At 70.9% G+C, this 15,864-nt stretch carries 12 protein-coding genes; 2 read left to right on the plus strand and 10 right to left on the minus strand.

Annotation, left to right across the window (positions count from 1 at the left end):
* Positions 1-25 precede the first annotated feature (25 nt).
* Together ACFPQ9_RS27120 and ACFPQ9_RS27125 are read right to left on the minus strand one after the other, a co-directional pair.
* Positions 26-547, minus strand: coding sequence for a sigma-70 family RNA polymerase sigma factor (locus tag ACFPQ9_RS27120; protein WP_010039908.1), 522 nt, complete (start codon positions 545-547; stop codon positions 26-28).
* Between the two features lie 319 nt (positions 548-866).
* Positions 867-1,463 (minus strand): CGNR zinc finger domain-containing protein, encoded by a 597-nt coding sequence (locus ACFPQ9_RS27125; protein ID WP_380858451.1) that lies wholly within the window; start codon positions 1,461-1,463, stop codon positions 867-869.
* A gap of 161 nt (positions 1,464-1,624) precedes the next feature.
* Between ACFPQ9_RS27125 and ACFPQ9_RS27130 the strand changes: the two genes are divergently transcribed.
* On the plus strand, positions 1,625-2,143 hold the full coding sequence (locus tag ACFPQ9_RS27130; RefSeq protein ID WP_380858454.1) for an anthrone oxygenase family protein: 519 nt from the start codon (positions 1,625-1,627) through the stop codon (positions 2,141-2,143).
* A gap of 111 nt (positions 2,144-2,254) precedes the next feature.
* Here ACFPQ9_RS27130 and ACFPQ9_RS27135 read toward each other — a convergent pair whose 3' ends face one another.
* From ACFPQ9_RS27135 to ACFPQ9_RS27165, 7 genes are all read right to left on the minus strand, one after another.
* Entirely contained in the window at positions 2,255-3,406 is a 1,152-nt protein-coding gene (locus tag ACFPQ9_RS27135; RefSeq protein WP_380858457.1) for a uroporphyrinogen-III synthase, read from the minus strand.
* A gap of 154 nt (positions 3,407-3,560) precedes the next feature.
* Positions 3,561-4,943 (minus strand): nitrate/nitrite transporter, encoded by a 1,383-nt coding sequence (locus ACFPQ9_RS27140; protein WP_380858460.1) that lies wholly within the window; start codon positions 4,941-4,943, stop codon positions 3,561-3,563.
* Positions 4,944-5,151: 208 nt separating this feature from the next.
* A complete protein-coding gene (locus ACFPQ9_RS27145) occupies positions 5,152-6,159 on the minus strand; it encodes a hypothetical protein (protein ID WP_380858462.1) in 1,008 nt (335 codons plus the stop codon).
* A 179-nt stretch (positions 6,160-6,338) separates the two neighbouring features.
* Positions 6,339-7,673, minus strand: coding sequence for an acyltransferase family protein (locus tag ACFPQ9_RS27150; RefSeq protein WP_380858465.1), 1,335 nt, complete (start codon positions 7,671-7,673; stop codon positions 6,339-6,341).
* Positions 7,670-9,874 carry a bifunctional polysaccharide deacetylase/glycosyltransferase family 2 protein gene (locus ACFPQ9_RS27155; RefSeq protein ID WP_380858468.1) on the minus strand — a complete coding sequence of 735 codons (2,205 nt, stop codon included), beginning with the start codon at positions 9,872-9,874 and terminating at the stop codon, positions 7,670-7,672. The genes ACFPQ9_RS27150 and ACFPQ9_RS27155 overlap by 4 nt, the downstream gene beginning before the upstream one ends.
* Positions 9,874-11,082: a hypothetical protein gene (locus tag ACFPQ9_RS27160; protein ID WP_380858471.1), complete on the minus strand. Its 1,209-nt coding sequence runs from the start codon at positions 11,080-11,082 to the stop codon at positions 9,874-9,876. Before ACFPQ9_RS27160 ends, ACFPQ9_RS27155 begins: the two co-directional genes overlap by 1 nt.
* 286 nt (positions 11,083-11,368) lie before the next feature.
* The gene (locus ACFPQ9_RS27165; protein WP_380858474.1) at positions 11,369-12,340 is read right to left on the minus strand and encodes a LysR family transcriptional regulator; all 972 of its coding nucleotides are present in this window, start codon (positions 12,338-12,340) and stop codon (positions 11,369-11,371) included.
* 83 nt (positions 12,341-12,423) lie between these two features.
* Between ACFPQ9_RS27165 and ACFPQ9_RS27170 the strand changes: the two genes are divergently transcribed.
* Positions 12,424-13,764, plus strand: coding sequence for an MFS transporter (locus ACFPQ9_RS27170; protein ID WP_380858477.1), 1,341 nt, complete (start codon positions 12,424-12,426; stop codon positions 13,762-13,764).
* Between the two features lie 494 nt (positions 13,765-14,258).
* On the opposite strand, the gene dacB is transcribed toward ACFPQ9_RS27170, so the two are convergent.
* Positions 14,259-15,851: a D-alanyl-D-alanine carboxypeptidase/D-alanyl-D-alanine endopeptidase gene (dacB, locus tag ACFPQ9_RS27175; protein ID WP_380858480.1), complete on the minus strand. Its 1,593-nt coding sequence runs from the start codon at positions 15,849-15,851 to the stop codon at positions 14,259-14,261.
* Between the last annotated feature and the right edge of the window lie 13 nt (positions 15,852-15,864).

Raw genomic sequence — 15,864 nt, forward strand, 5'->3', positions numbered from 1 at the left:
CCCTGGTTTCCCCCGTAAACACTCATCACGCCGTCACCCCCCGCTCCTCCAGAGCCAGCTTCATCGACCGCAGGGCATAGAAAACCCTTGAGCGAACGGTGCCGCTGGGTATGCCCAGCGTCTCGGCCGCCTCGTTGACGGTACGCCCCTTGAAGTACGTCTCGACGAGAACCTCCCGGTGGGCGGGGGTCAGGTCGTCGAGTGCGTCCGACAGCGTCATCAGCCACAGCGCCTTGTCGATCTCGTCCTCCGCGGGGATGACCTCCAGCGGCGACGGGTCGACCTCCTGCGGCCGGGCCTGCCGGCTGCGGTGGCCGTCGATGACGATGCGACGTGCGACCGTCACCAGCCAGGGGCGTACCGATCCGGTCGCTCGATTGAGCTGTCCGGCGTTCTTCCAGGCACGGATGAGCGTCTCCTGCACAACGTCCTCTGCTCGTTGCCGGTCACCGGCGACCAGTCGAAGGACATACGCGAGGAGGGGTCCGGCGTGCTCTCTGTACAGCGCACGCATCAGCTCCTCATCAGGTTCCGAGGGCTGGGACATGCGATGTCGGGCCCTCGATCCACGTTCATTGGCCACGACGGAATCCTTGCGCACGCCCACCTCCGATGTCCGGGGGTTCCCCCAGTCGGTCGCTCGACCACCCGTACGCAAGGGGCGCGTTGAATGTTCAAAGTGAGGCGACAGTTTTCTTCGGAGTGACGTGACGAGCGGGACATGGCAGCACATTCCCACCGCGCGATCTTTACATTTCCGTCACATCGGCAAGATCATCTCCACGCTTCCCTACGGTCGCGTAGGTAAACGGCATGTAATCGAAATCACTTCGACAGCCGTTCCACAGAAGCCGCATAACGGACTGTCAGGCTCGAGTGAGTGCCACGCGGCGACGATGCCGGGCCACCCTTTCGCGGTTCCCGCAGACCTCACTGGAGCACCAGCGCCTCCTGCGTCCCCGCGATGTGTCGAGGTAGACGATGGGGCAGTTGTCCCCTTCGCACTCTCTGAGCGCGGCCCGCGCGACGGGGTCGGTGAGCAGTTCCAGGGCGTCCCGAGCGACCGCCCCGAGCAGCGCGGCGCACTCCGGCGGATGGTCCAACTCCCGCACCAGCGTGCCGTCCTCGCCTCGCACCGCACGCGGGGCCGGGGGCGCGGCGCGGGCGACGTCGTTCACCCGGGCGAGCGCGATGTCGTACGACGGCCAGGGCTCGGGGGCGAGTGAGCCGCGCACCAACTGTCCGATGAGTCCGCGCAGTTCACGGAACTCCACCAGCCAGGGCGGGCCGGCGTGGGCCAGCGGGGTGCCGGGTGGGACGAGGCCGGCGCCGACGATCCAGGCACACAGCACGTCGATGGAGTCGAACCGTTCCTCCGGGTGTGTGGTCGCGAGGAGATCCAGCGAGATCCGCCCGGCGTCGAACCGCAGTTCGTACGGGTCCGTGGCCGTACCCAGTGCCATGTGCCAGTCACCGCCCAGGGGTCAACCGTCTCCCTCCCACAGTGCCTGCCCGGTGGCGGGGCCGGAACCCCTCGTACCGGAGGTTGGCGCTGGACGACCGCTTATGGGCCTGCGCGTGACGGCCATGTTCGGTGGGCCGGCGCGGCCGTTGACTGAGGGACATGACACGAAACGACACGATCGCCGGAACCGTACTGGGCGCGGCCATGGTCGCCACGGGCCTGATCGCCGGGGCCTTCTACATCTTCGCCTGCGCCGTGATGCCGGCGCTGGCACGCAGCGACGACCGGGTGTTCGTCCAGGTCATGCGCGACATCAACGACGTCATCCAGAACCCGGTGTTCCTGCTCGGCTTCCTCGGGGCGCCGGCGCTGACGGCGGTCGCGGCGTGGCAACTGCGCGGACGGCCCTACCGGTGGTGGGTGTGGGGAGCGCTGGTGGCGTACGGGTTGGCGTTCCTCGTGACGGTGGCCTTCAACATCCCGCTGAACAACGGCCTTCAGGACACCGGGGATCCGTCCGCGCTGCGGGAGGAGTTCGAGGATCCGTGGGTGACGTGGAACGTGGTGCGGGCGGTGTTGTCGACGGTGGCGGTGGGGTGTCTGGGACGGGCGTTGGTGGGATACGGCCGGTCGCCATCTCCTGGCCGGTCCGCACCCATCAGCCCGTCCGGCGTTTGAGGACGAGGCCGTTCAGGCCGACGGGGGGCCTGGGGGCGGAGCCCCCAGGCGGGGGTCGAAGGGGCGGAGCCCCTTCAGGACGGGACGGGTAGGGGCGGCGGGGGCGAAAACCTACACGTCCGCGTACTTCGCGTCCGCCGCCGGATCCAACGCCAGCCGATACCCCCGCTTCACCACCGTCTGGATCAACTTCGGCGCCCCGAGAGCCGTCCGCAGCCGGGCCATCGCCGTCTCCACCGCATGCTCGTCCCGCCCGGCACCCGGCAGCGCACGCAACAGCTCGGCACGGGCGACGACCCACCCCGGCCGCCGCGACAGGGCCCGCAGCAGGGACATCCCCGCGGGCGGCACCGGGCGCAGCGCGCCGTCCACCAGAACCGCGTGCCCCCGGATCTCCACCCGGTGACCGGCGACCGGGAACGAGCGGGCCCGGCCGGGAAGTTCCTGGCACAGCAGCTGGACGAGCGGCCCGAGCCGGAAGCGCTCGGGCTGGACCGTGTCGACGCCGAGCGCCTGGAGGGGCAGGGCGGTGACCGGCCCGACGCAGGCGGGAACGACATCGTGGGCGAAGGCGGCGAGCAGTTCCGGCAGCAGCCCTCGCTTCTCCGCCCGCGACAGCAACGACGCCGCGGCGGGCGCACTGGTGAAGGTGACGGCGTCGAGTCCACGGGAGACCGCGGCATCCAGCAGCCGGTCCACCGGCCCGATGTCCTCCGGCGGCAGCCACCGGTAGACCGGCACCCCGAGCACCTCCGCTCCCCCGGCCCGGAGCGCCTCCACGAACCCGGGCAGCGGCTCACCGTGCAGTTGTACGGCGATGCGGCGCCCCTCGACGCCCTCCTCCAGCAGCCGGTCCAGCACCTCGGCCATGGACTCGCTGGACGGCGACCACTCCTCGGTCAGCCCGGCGGCCCGCACCGCGCCCTTGACCTTGGGTCCGCGCGCGAGCAGCTCGACCTCGCCCAGCCGGGCCAGCAGGTCCTCGCCGAGCCCCCACCCGTCGGCGGCCTCGATCCAGCCCCGGAAGCCGATCGCGGTCGTGGCGACCACGACGTCCGGCGTCCGCTGAATGATCTCCTTGGTGGCCGCGAGCAGCTCGCTGTCGTCGGCGAGCGGCACGATCCGCAGGGCAGGGGCGTGCAGCACGACGGCGCCGCGCCGCTGGAGCAGGGCCCCGAGCTCGTCGGCGCGGCGCGCGGCGGTCACTCCCACGGTGAACCCCGCCAGGGGCCCGTGCTGGGGTTGCTGCTGTTCGTCGTACATAACTCTCGTCCCGCACTCGAGTCGTGTTGCTTGCCTCAGGTGATCACACCGTCGGTGCTCCTGATCGCACCCATGGTCGCTACACCTGCATGCCGATCGAGCCTGTCAACGGTGCGTGACAGGCTCGGTTCGGCTTGATGTCGGCGGTGTTACGTCACACCTCGGCGTAGCTGAGCTGCGGCTTTGCCTCCGTCGCCGATGTGGCGTGGGTCTCGGCGGCGGCCGGGCGGCGAAGGTATACGGCCCAGGTGACCACGAAGCAGGCGCCGTAGAAGGCGAGGAAGGAGACGAAGGCGCCGGTGCCGGAGCCCACGGTGAGGAAGGACTGCCGGAAGGCGAGGTTGATGCCGAGGCCGCCGAGTGCGCCCACCGCGCCGATGAGCCCCATGGAGGCGCCGGAGAGCCGGCGGCCGTAGGCGGCGGCCTCCTCCCCTTCGAGCCCCTTGGCGAGGGCCTTGGCGTGGAAGATGCCGGGGATCATCTTGAACGTCGAGCCGTTGCCCAGGCCGGTCAGCACGAACAGGGCGATGAACGCGGTGGTGAACAGCGGCAGCGACTCCCGCATCGAGGCGACGACGATGACGGCGGTCGCGGCGGCCATGGCGACGTAGTTCCACAGCGTGATCTTCGCGCCGCCGAACCGGTCGGCGAGCGAGCCGCCGACGGGGCGGATCAGGGAGCCGAGCAGCGGGCCGATGAAGGTGACGTAGGCGGCCTGGAGCGGCGTACGGCCGAACTGCGTCTGAAGGACCAGCCCGAACGCGAAGCTGTACCCGATGAACGAACCGAAGGTCCCGATGTAGAGGAAGGACATGATCCAGGTGTGGGCGTCCTTCACGGCGTCCTTGGCGGCGCCGGTGTCGTTCTTGACGGACGAGATGCTGTCCATCTTCAGCCAGGCGAGGGCGGCGGCGATCACGATGAACGGGATGTAGATCCCGAGCAGGACGCGCGGGCCCGCGCTGGCTCCGATGACCGCGAGACCGACGAGCTGCACGACCGGTACGCCGATGTTGCCGCCGCCGGCGTTGAGTCCGAGCGCCCAGCCCTTCTTCCGCAGCGGGAAGAAGGCGTTGATGTTGGTCATGCTGGAGGCGAAGTTGCCGCCGCCGACGCCGGCCAGCATCGCGCACACCAGGAAGGTGCTGAAGGACGTCCCCGGCTCCATGACCACGAACGCGGCGACCGTCGGCACGAGCAGCAGACTCGCCGAGACGACCGTCCACATCCGGCCACCGAAGACGGCGACGGCGAAGGTGTACGGCACCCGGACGATGGCGCCGACCAGCGTGGCCATCGAGACGATGAAGAACTTGTCGGCCGGGGTGAGCCCGTACTCCGGTCCCATGAAGAGCACCATCACGGACCACAGGGTCCAGATCGAGAACCCGATGTGCTCGGAGAGCACGGAGAAGAACAGGTTCCGCCGGGCGGTCTTCTCCCCGGTCGTGTTCCAGAAGGTCTCGTCCTCGGGGTCCCAGTGGTCGATCCAGCGGCCTCCCCTGTTCGCGACGGGGGCTGTACTAGGGGCTGTCATGACGCCTCCACGGTCTTCGGGGCTCGGTCGCACCACGCACGCACTACGAGTGGCTGACCCCGAAGGTAGGGAGGACGCGTTTCCGCCCTGTGGCACCGAGTGACCGGAAAGGAACTTTGCTCTCACCGGGTGGGGAGGTGGGATGAGAGGTTTTGCTGCCCGTGCCCCTATATACGGACCCGTACGGAGAGCTCCCGCACGGCCGTCACTACTGCTGCGGCGGCTGCCAGTGGGGGTTCTGCTGGGGGTACGGCGGCTGCGGGGCACCCTGCTGGGGGTAGCCGTACGGCTGCTGCTGCGGCGGCGGGTAGTGGCCGGGGGCGGCGGGCTGGTTGCCGTAAGGGACGGCGGGCTGCTGGTTGCCGTAGGGGCCGGGAGCCGGGGCGGGCTGGTTGCCGTAAGGGACGGCGGGCTGCTGGTTGCCGTAGGGGCCGGGAGCCGGGGCGGGCTGGTTGCCATAGGGGCCGGGGGCGGGCTGATGACCGTAGGAGCCCGGTGTGGGCTGATGTCCATGCGCGTCCGGCGTGGGCTGATGTCCATACCCGCCCGGCGTGGGCTGATGGCCGTAGGGACCGGTGGTGGTGGCGCCGCCGCCGCCGAACGGATTCCCATGCCCCGGCAGCTGCCCGCCCGGCGGCAGATAGCGCACCCGTCCGCTCTCGTCGGTGACCGGCATGAAGCCGGCGGCCTGGAGCCGGGCCGCGAACTTGGCGTTGCGCTTGCGCGTCACGACGAGCCCGATCCCGAGCAGGGCGATGAGCCCGGCCCAGCCGAGGCCGGCGAAGAGAACGGCATCGCTGTCCCCTCCGGCCTGGGCGATGGCGATCACGAATCCGAGGGTGATGCCACCCGCCGCCCAGTACATCCTCTTCTCGGCGTGCTTGCCGGTGAGGTCGAAGTTGATGCGGGCCTTGAGGAGTTCGTGCGCGTCGGGCACGAGGGCCGGTACGGACACCCCGTCACCGGCGTTCGGGTACTGCGCCCAGTTCTGCGCGGCGCGGGCACGGGCGTGGGGGCTGGGGTCGGGCACGATCAGCATCACGAGCGCGTTGTTGCGCCCACCGCTCTGCCGTACGTCCATGTACTCATAGCCGAACTGCTGGGCGATGAAGGCGAGCTTGGCGAGCTTCTTCACGGAGGCCATCGGACTGGTGAGCTCGACGGGCTCCCCGGTCGCGATCAACCGCAGCATCTTCTGCACCTGCCGCTTGCTCATCAGCACTGCTCCCCACCGACCACCGGGCCAAGAGGCCCCTGGGCCACCCCGTTCACTTGCGCAACCCGGCCAGTGTTCCACGAGGTCCCGACACCGGGAACGCCGGTCGGCCCCGTTGCATTGCGCTCACGTCCGTGAACATGCCCGCATTCTGCGGGGGCCGGCCCGGCGTCGGCACCTTACTTCGCGCGGTGGCCCGCTCGGGACGAGGTCCTTCGTTTGGGCTTTGTGCCGTTCGGCCACAGCCGCGGGCTTCGCTTCGCCGCGATGTCCTCCACCCAGCCCACGGCCAGGATCGCCAGGCCGATCAGGGGCCAGACGAGGAAGAACATCCAGATCATGTAGGTCGAGTCGAGGGCTGCCGTGGCTCGTTCGTCCTGCATGAAGGGGAGTTCGTAGAGGCGGTCCAGGATCGGGACCGTGGCCATGATCAGGAGGTTGTGCCAGAGGTAGATGGTGACGGCCCGGTTGTTGGAGAGGGTCACCAGCTTGTCCCACTTGGCGAGCCTGCCGGGCAGTTCCTGCCAGGACGGGGAGTACTGGAGCAGGATCACCACGAAACCGAAGGACCAGGTGGCCTGGGCCAGCGGGATGTCGTTGAGGTCCCAGCCGTCCGGGCCAAGATGGCCCGAGGCCCACCACAGGCCGAAGGCCATCACGAGGGCCGCGCAGGAGACGGCCACATAGCGCGGGATCTTCGCGAGGAAGCCCTCGTGGTGGGCGAAGCCCAGGACCCAGCAGCTGCCGTAGACCGCGAAGTCGGTGACCGCGTTGCCCGTCTCGCCGGGGATGGAGACGAGTCCCGTGCCCACCACCGCCGTCAGACCGAGCGGCGCGAGCAGCGTCGGCCATGGCGCCCTGCGGAACGCCCACAGCAGCAGCGGGGACGCCACGACGAACCACAGGTAGGCGCGCAGGTACCACAGCACACCCGCCGCCTGCACCGCCCACGTGTCCTCCAGCAGGCCCGACTGTGAGCCGATGTGCCAGGGGAACGGCGGTGCGCCGATGGGGACGATGTAGTTGATCAGGTCGACCAGGGCCCACGTGCCGCCGTGGTCCGGGTCCTTCACCGGGTTCCAGCCGCCCGCGAACATCATCGCCAGGACCACCGCGCTGAACACCCACAGGGGAGGGAGGAGGCGCCGGACACGGCCCCTGATCACCCCCCATGCCGGGCGGTTCAGGGAGCGCGCCATCAGCGAGCCGGCCAGCGCGAACATCACGCCCATGGACGGGAACAGCACCGTCAGCCAGGCCCAGCCGAAGAGGTGGTAGGCGACGACGCGGACCAGGGCGATGGAGCGCAGCAGGTCCAGATAGCGGTCCCGGCCCGGCTTCCTGGGCGCGGGCGGGGCCGGTTCCTCGGGAGCCGCGGATGGTTCGTCGAACGCTGCGGCCAGTCCCGCCGCCCGCTGCTGCGGTACGGCGTACGGCGCCGTCTGCCATACGGGATCCGACGGGCCGGCCGGCGCACCCGCGCCCATGCCCGTCGGCTGAGGTCCGTGCGTCATCCGACCGGCCTCCGATCGCCCTCGCGCGTGCCGGCCGAGCGCTGCCGCGGCACGGGTCCGCCGGGCGCCTCGACCACGCCGGTGCGCCGCAGCTTCTGCCAGCGCAGGCGGCCGCCGGTGAGGGCCGTGATCCAGGACTGGAGCAGGACGACGTACATGAGCTGGCGGTAGAGGATCTGCTGGAGCGGGAGGGAGATGAGGTGGGTCATGCGTTCCTTGTCCAGGCGGAAGGCGTACGCGGCGCAGACCACCTGGATGGCCAGGACGCCCAGCCAGGCGACGATGGTCTTCTGCGTCGGGCCGAAGAACAGGCCGTAGAGAAGGAAGACGTCGATCAGCGGGGCCAGGAGCGGCGCCAGGACCATGAAGAGGGAGACCAGGGGCAGTCCGACGCGGCCGAAGCGGCCCGACGGGCCCTTCTCCACCAGCGCCTTGCGGTGCTTCCAGATCGCCTGCATCGTGCCGTACGACCACCGGTAGCGCTGCGACCACAGCTGCTGGACCGACTCCGGCGCCTCGGTCCAGGCACGCGCGTTCTCGGCATAGACGACGCGCCAGCCGTCGCGGTGCATCGCCATGGTGATGTCGGTGTCCTCGGCGAGCGTGTCGTCGCTCATGCCGCCGACCCGCTCCAGGGCCGACCTGCGGAACGCCCCCACGGCGCCCGGGATGGTCGGCATGCAGCGCAGCATGTCGTACATCCGGCGGTCGAGGTTGAAGCCCATCACGTACTCGATGTGCTGCCAGGCGCCGATCAGCGAATCACGGTTGCCGACCTTGGCGTTGCCGGCGACGGCGCCCACCTCGGGGTTGCCGAAGGGCTGCACCAGTTCCCGTACCGTCGCCGGTTCGAAGACGGTGTCGCCGTCCATCATCACGATGATGTCGTAGCGGGCGTTCGCCAGGCCGCGGTTGAGGGCGGCGGGCTTGCCCGCGTTCATCTGCCGCACGACGCGCACGTTCGGCAGGCCCATCGCCTCCACGATGCGGGCCGTGCCGTCGCTCGATCCGTCGTCGATGACGATGACCTCGATCGGGTGCTCGCTCGCCATCAGCGACCGGACGGTGTTCTCGATGCACTTGGCCTCGTTGTACGCGGGGACCAGCACCGACACCGGTTCGGTGACCGTCGGGCCCCAGCGGAAGCCCTTTCGGCGCACCCGGCGCGCGTGGACGCCCGACAGCAGCAGCATCAGCACGAACCGGCTGATGACCAGGAAGCCGATCACCGCCAGGCCGACGACCAGCACGCCCGTGATGTTGTCCGACGCCTGGACCAGGAAGATCCAGGCCTTGCCCTTCCACCGGTCGAGGCCGGTGACCTCGGTGTGGGCGCTGGGGGCGCCGAGGGCCTCGGTGAGGTTGTCGAACTCGTAGCCGTCGGCCTTCATGTCCGGCAGGAACGTGTCCAGGGCCTGGACGGTCTGGTGCCGGTCGCCGCCGGAGTCGTGCATCAGGACGATCGCGCCCTTGCCGCCCTTGGGCGTGGCGTTGCGGATGATCTGCTCGACGCCGGGCTTGCGCCAGTCCTCGCTGTCGGTGTTGTTGACGACCGTGATGTAGCCGCGCTTGCCGATGTACTCGGTCACCGGCCAGGACTTGTTGTCCATGGCGTCGGCGAAGGAGGAGTACGGCGGACGGAACAGGGAGGTGCGGATGCCGGCCGCGCCGCTGATCGCCAGCTGGTTCTGGGACAGCTCCCAGTCGATGCGCTTCTTCGACTGGAAGGACAGGTCGGGATGGTTGAAGGTGTGCAGGCCGATCTCGTGGCCCTCTTCGACCATCCGCCGGACCAGGTCCGGGTGGCGGGAGGCCATGGTGCCGGTGACGAAGAAGACCGCGTGCGCCTGGTGCTTCTTGAGCACGTCCAGCACCTTGGGGGTCCAGGTCGGGTCCGGGCCGTCGTCGAAGGTGAGGACGAGCCGGTGGTCCTGGAGGCTGAGGCTCTCGGTACGGCCGCTGCGGGTGTCGATGACCGGGCCGCCGTTCAGGATCTTCTCCGGCACCTGGTCGGAGGAGGCGGGCGGACGGACCCGGTGGTCGGCCAGGATCTCGCTGTGCACATACCCCCGCAGCATCAACATCGCCATCAGCGCGACGAGAACGAGCGAGGGCAGCAGCAGGCGCATGGGCACGCGGCGGCGCCGGGAGCCGTCGGGGGCTCCGGTCGCGGCCCTGTGACGGCGGGTGCGGGATGCCATCAGAAGGTGTACTCCGGGGACGGGTCGGCGGGCGCGGAGGCGTTGGTGCCGGGCTCCTGCGCGACGGGAGAGGGGTCGCTCGGGCCGTTCGCGACCGTCCCGGTGGCGGGTTCGTCGGTGGTCGCGGGATCGGTCGGCTCCTCGGTGGGGCCGCCGCCGTCCGTCGGGCTCGGGTCGGGATCGGGGTCGCTGGTGGGCTCGGTGGTCGGATCGGGATCCGGCGTGGTGTTCGTGCCCGGGTTGCGGGTGCTCTTGGTGGCGCTCGGCTTCGGGTCGGCGGAGGCGGCGGGGTTCTCGGCGGTGGCCGAGGCGCCCGGTGCGCTGGCGTCGGCGCCCGGCGACGCGGTCGCGTCCGTGCCGGCGGTCGGCGAAGTGCCCGGCGACACGCTGCCGGTGGCGGAGGGCTGCGGTGCCGACTCCGCCGGCAGCGGCGGGGTGTCGACCTTGCCGGCCGGGTTCTCCTTGGGGTTCTCGACCGGCAGCCACGGCGCGTCGGAGTTGCCGGAGAGCAGGGTGGCGACGATGACCACGGCGTAGACCGCGCAGGCGAGGCCCACGGCCATGCCGATACGGCGGAACCGGCGGCTGCGGCGGCCCGACTCGTCGACGAACACCGGTCCGTCGGAGCTCTCGCCGCCGCGCGGGGCGTCCTTGGCCGCGCGCAGCATGTTGTCGAGGTGGAGGCCCACGCCGTCGAGTTGGACGGTGACCTCGTGCGGGTCGTGGGTCGCACCGGGGCCGTCGGACCGCGCGGCCCCTACCGACCGCTCCGACCGCTCCGACCGCTCCGGTCGCTCCGACCGCTCGGTCTCCTCCGGCGCTTCGGCCCACGGGTCGCGCGCGGTGGGCGCGGGACGCGTCTCACCGGCCGCCGGGAAGGCGTCGGCACGGCGTGCCGAGGGGCGGTCGAAGGCGGACCAGCCGTTCGCCCGGCCGGGGTCGGCAGCGGGTGCGGCGGAGCGGCCACCGGAGTCGGCGGCGCCGGGCCGGCGTACGTCCGCCCCGTCCCCACCGGGTCTGTGTGTGCCTGCCGCTCCGACCGAGGGCAGGACCGCGGTCTGGTCGGCGTCGGTCGCGGGCGTGCCGGGGCCGCCGCGCAGGACCTGTGTCTCATCGGCGTCCGAGAAGGCACGCCCGCCACCGTGGAGTATCTCCGTCTCCCTTGCTTCGGACCGGGAGCGATGGCTGGGACCAGACGCACCGGCCACGGCTGTCTCGCCGGTGGCCGGGAAGGCCTGGGTGTCACCCCTCGAACCCCCCACGGAAGAGCCGCCGGACCCGGACGCCGATACGACATCGGGCCACTCCGGTTGGGCGTCTTCTCGCCAATTCTTCACACGCACGCACATCCCCCCACGGGACCGTTCCGGGTGCGCGTACGACACTGAGCACCCGTCGCCGTACCGAGCCCCCACCCGGCCGAGCGCCCCCCATTACCACAACGTGCTCAGGGCATGAATGTAGCGCACGCGGAGGTTTCGTGGTTCCAGGGTGTCAATTGTGCACTCCCATAGCGGCCGAATCCATGGCTGGAACCCATCCTTCGACAGGTCGGCGCAGCCATCCCTCCGCCGCCGAGACCTCGGCCGCCGCCCGTCGAAGAGCGTCGAATGCGGGGTGTACCAGCGCCTTCCGCCACACCAGCGACACGGGCGACAGCGGCACGGGATCGACGAGCGGGCGCCGCACCGTCGACGGCATGGCCGGAAAGTCCACCACGGCGAGGATCGGGTTCCGCGTCTTGGCCATGATCCGCTGGAACTCCTCGTCACCGACCGCGAGCGGCGCGGGCGCGGCGAGCTCGATGCCCCGCCCCTCGAACAGCCGGCGCGCGAGGTCGGTCCACTCCGGTGTGCGGGGATTTCCAGCCCCGGCGTACACGGTCTCACCGGCCAGCGCGGCCAGCGGCACCCGCGGCATTTCGGCCAGCGGATGGTCCTCGGGCAGCAGGATCGCCATCGGCTCGAAACGGACGGGCTGGTGGTCGAGGCCGGCCCGCAGCGCCGGGTCCAGGCCGGCGAACCGGCCGAACGAGCAGTCCAGCCGGCCCGCCACGATCTCGGCGGCGGCGCCCGTCAGACCGCTCTCGTAGCGGGCCATGAGCTCCTGTTCGGGGGCGAGCGCGCGGGCCCGGTGCAGCACGCGGCGGGCGGTGACCAGGCCCGGCGAGTTCAGGTCCACCAGCAGCGGGCGGGCCTGGCCGAAGGCGGCGAGCAGGTCGTCCTGCGCCTGGAGGGCGCGGCGCGCGTACGGCAGCAGCCGCTCGCCGTCGCCGGTCAGGGTGACCTGCCGGGTCGTCCGCACGAACAGCTCGGCGCCCAACTCCCGCTCCAGCCGCCGTACGTCCCGGCTGAGCGCCTGCTGGGCGACGTACAGCCGGGCCGCGGCACGCGTGAAGTGCAGTTCCTCCGCCACGGCGAGGAAGGCGCGCAGCAGGCGCGGGTCGAGGTGGGCGGGAGCGGGCATGCGCCGAACTTACAACGCGGATGCGTGAATCCGCATCGAACAGGTGTTGGACCCCTTGATCGGCTTCCGGCGACGGTGGAGCCATGCCGCATCAGCCCGTCCGAGGAACCCGCCTGTTCACCGTCACCGCCGACACCCTCGTCGCCGTCGACTTCGGCCCCCGCACCCGGCGCCGCCCGCCCGGCCCGTACGGCCGTCTCTTCGCCCGGCCCGGCACCCGCGCCTTCACCCTGGCGAACCTTCTCGCCCGCCTCCCCATGGGCATGTTCAGCGTGAGCGCGGTCGTGATGATCGCCGGGACGAGGGGGTCGTACGCCCTCGCCGGTGCCGTCACCGCGACCGGCCTCGCGGCGACGGCGCTGGTCGCGCCCTGGACCGCGCGGCTCGTCGACCGGTACGGACAGGCTCGCGTCGCCGTACCCGCCACGCTCTGCGCGGCACTGGGCAGCCTCGCGCTGGTGCTGTGCGTGCACACCGGCGCCCCGGCCTGGACCCTCTTCGCCGCGTACGCCGCCACCGCGACCACCCCCAACACCGGCGGCATGTCCCGAGCCCGCTGGGCCCACCTCCTGGACGGCGACCCCGACGCCCTGCACACCGCCAACTCCTTCGAGCAGTCCGCCGACGAACTGTGCTTCATGCTGGGCCCGGTGCTCGCGGCCTTCCTGTGCGGGACGTTCTTCCCGGAGGCGGGGACGCTGGTCGGGGTGGCGCTCCTCGTGACGGGCATCCTGGTCTTCGCGGCCCAGCGCTCGACCGAGCCCCCGCCGTCGGGCCGTACGACGACCGCCACACCCACATCGTCACGGTCACCGGTGCGCTCCCCCGGCATGCCCCCACTCCTCGCCGTCTGCCTCGCGCTGGGTGCCGTGTTCGGCTCGACGGAGGTCGTCACCATCGCCTTCGCCGACGCGCAGGGCCACCGCACTGCGGCGGGCTTCGTGCTCGCGCTCCAGGCGGCCGGGTCCTGCGCGGCGGGTCTGCTGTACGGCAGGTTCCGGTTCGCCGGTCCCGCCGAGGACCGTTACCCGTGGTGCGTGGCCGCGATGACGGCGCTGCTGCTCCTCCCGCTGCTCGCCGCGTCCCTGACCGGTTCGCTCCTGCTCCTGTCCGCCGCGCTGCTGATCGCCGGCATGGCCACGGCACCGACCATGATCACCAACATGACCCTGGTCCAGCGCCGCACCCCGGACGGCCGCCTGAACGAGGGCATGACCCTCGCGGTGACGGCCCTGCTCGGCGGCATCGCGTGCGGCAGCGCGGCCGGCGGATGGGCAGCGGAACACCTCGCACCCACGGCCGCCTACGGAGTGCCGGTCACGGCGGCGGCGGTGGCCCTGCTGATCGCCCTGACGACACCGGGCGCCGGGGAGGACGGAACTGGGGAGCAGGACTCGACGGATGGTGGCGTGAAGAGGGGCTGATCTCGGTGCCGGAGGAAGGCTCGTGTGCTGTACTTGTATCTGCTTCACCACCTGCTCCGGCGGGTGCCGGATGCCCCTAGCCTATTTAGGGACATCCAGCTTCGGCGCCCGCTTCGTTGGGAACAGATGGAGCCCCACTCGGAGCTGTAACTCCGAGCGGGGCCCCGGCTCAGCAGGTGTTTGTCGGATGTCCCCAGCCTGTATGGGGATATCCGACTACCTGGTCAGCCACCAGAGCAGCCACCTCCTCGCGTGCCTAGCCGCTCGCTCCGGCAACAGCCGGATCAGCCGCATGACGAGAGTCAGTTTCCGCTCCTCGTGACAGCACATGCTGAGGCGTCCTCCCTTCTACGTGAGGCGGCCTCTCACAGACCCGGGACCGCTCTCGTCGGGCCGGGCCCCGAGGAGCGAGGCCCGGTCATGAAGGGAGGACGCACCCAGAGGTGCGTCACAGCGTCAGATACTACCGGTACCGGATCACTCGCCGTGCGTAATCAGCACACATCCGGTTTACGCCAACTGCACTCGATGTCGGCCTTCGTCCCACCGCCACGCACCGCCGCCGAACCGGCCGCCTCCGCCGTCGACCCGGCCAGCGACACCACGATCGCGTCCTCCAGTGGCTTCACGGACGAGGCCATGTAGTTGTTGAGGACGATGCCGTAGACGAGTTCGCGGCCCCCGGCGTCCGTGACGTATCCGGACAGGGCCGAGGCGCCCGTCAACGAACCCGTCTTCGCACGGGCGTTGAGGGCGGCGGGTGTGCCGCACATGCGTGAGCGCAGGGTGCCTCCGACGAACCGGTCGGGGGCGCAGGCGACGGGCAGGGAGCGGTGCCAGTCGGCGTACCAGGGCTCGGAGCGCACGGCGAGGAGGAGCTGGACGAGCTGTCCGGCCGTGAAGTTGTCCATCCGGGAGAGCCCGGAGCCGTCGACCTGCCGCAGCTTGCCGGTGTCGAGGCCGATGCCCTTGAGGTAGCCGCCGATCGCCGCGAGCCCGGCGTCCCAGCTGCCCTCGCCCGAGACCTTGTGGCCCATGGCCTTGGTGAGGATCTCGGCGTGCATGTTGTTGGAGAGCTTCATGAACGGGACGAGCAGGTCCTTCAGCGGCATGGAGGCGTGCGAGGCCAGTCGGCGTGCGGTCGCGGGGGCCGGGAGGCCGGTCCGGGTGGGTCCGGTGACCTTGACGCCGTGCTCCGCGAGCGCGTCCCGGAAGACGGCTGCGGCGTATCCGGTGGGCTCCCACACGGTCACCCACTCCTTGGCGCCGGCGCCGCCGACCGGTGTCGTACCGCTGACGACGACGGTGTTCGTGCCGTGCTCCCGCTCGACGGTGAGGTCGTTCGCCCCGCCGGCGGCGACGGTGGTGGCGTCCACCTCGATGTCGACGTAGTCGGTGTCGGGCGTGACGGTGACGACGGGTGCGTCCCCGGCCGCCGCCCCCGGCCGGACCGTCACGATCACGGTTCCGGTGTCGTAGTCGGTGTCGGGTGCCACGGCGAGCGCGCTGATCTGCGCGGAGTAGTACGAGGACTCGTCGTCGGCGGCCCAGGAGCGGCCCAGCCGACGGTCGTCGAAGCGGGTGTCGTCGGCGACGAGGCGTCCCTCGACCCGGGTGATCCCGGCCGCCGCGATCCGCCCGGCGAGCGCGTCGTAGTCGGCGGCGAGCAGGGTGGGGTCCCCGGTGCCGCGCAGATACAGATCGCCCTTGAGCCGGGAGCCGTACTGCCGCCCGGTGGCCAGGACGTCCGTACCGAACCGGTGGTCGGGGCCGAGGATCTCCATCGCGGCGGCCGAGGTGGCGAGCTTGGTGTTGGAGGCGGGCATGAGCCGGGTGGAGGGCAGGTGCTGGTAGAGGAGGTCACCGCTGCGGGCGTCGGCGATCACGACGCCCGCCACGCCGCCCTCCATCCGCGGATCGCCGAGGATCGTGTCGACGGCCTCGGGCAGGCCGGTCCGGTCGGAGTCCGCACCGGCCTGCGCGCCGGGCCCCAGGACGGCGGCGGCGAGCGCCATGGCAAGGGGCCAAGTCCACAGTCTGCTACGGGAGTTGGGTCGTCTCCCGGAATCGCTCACGGGTCTGCTCATGCCTCAGCAGCAT

Origin of the sequence: Streptomyces coerulescens (assembly GCF_042657965.1) — a bacterium.
Classification (GTDB): domain Bacteria; phylum Actinomycetota; class Actinomycetes; order Streptomycetales; family Streptomycetaceae; genus Streptomyces; species Streptomyces coerulescens.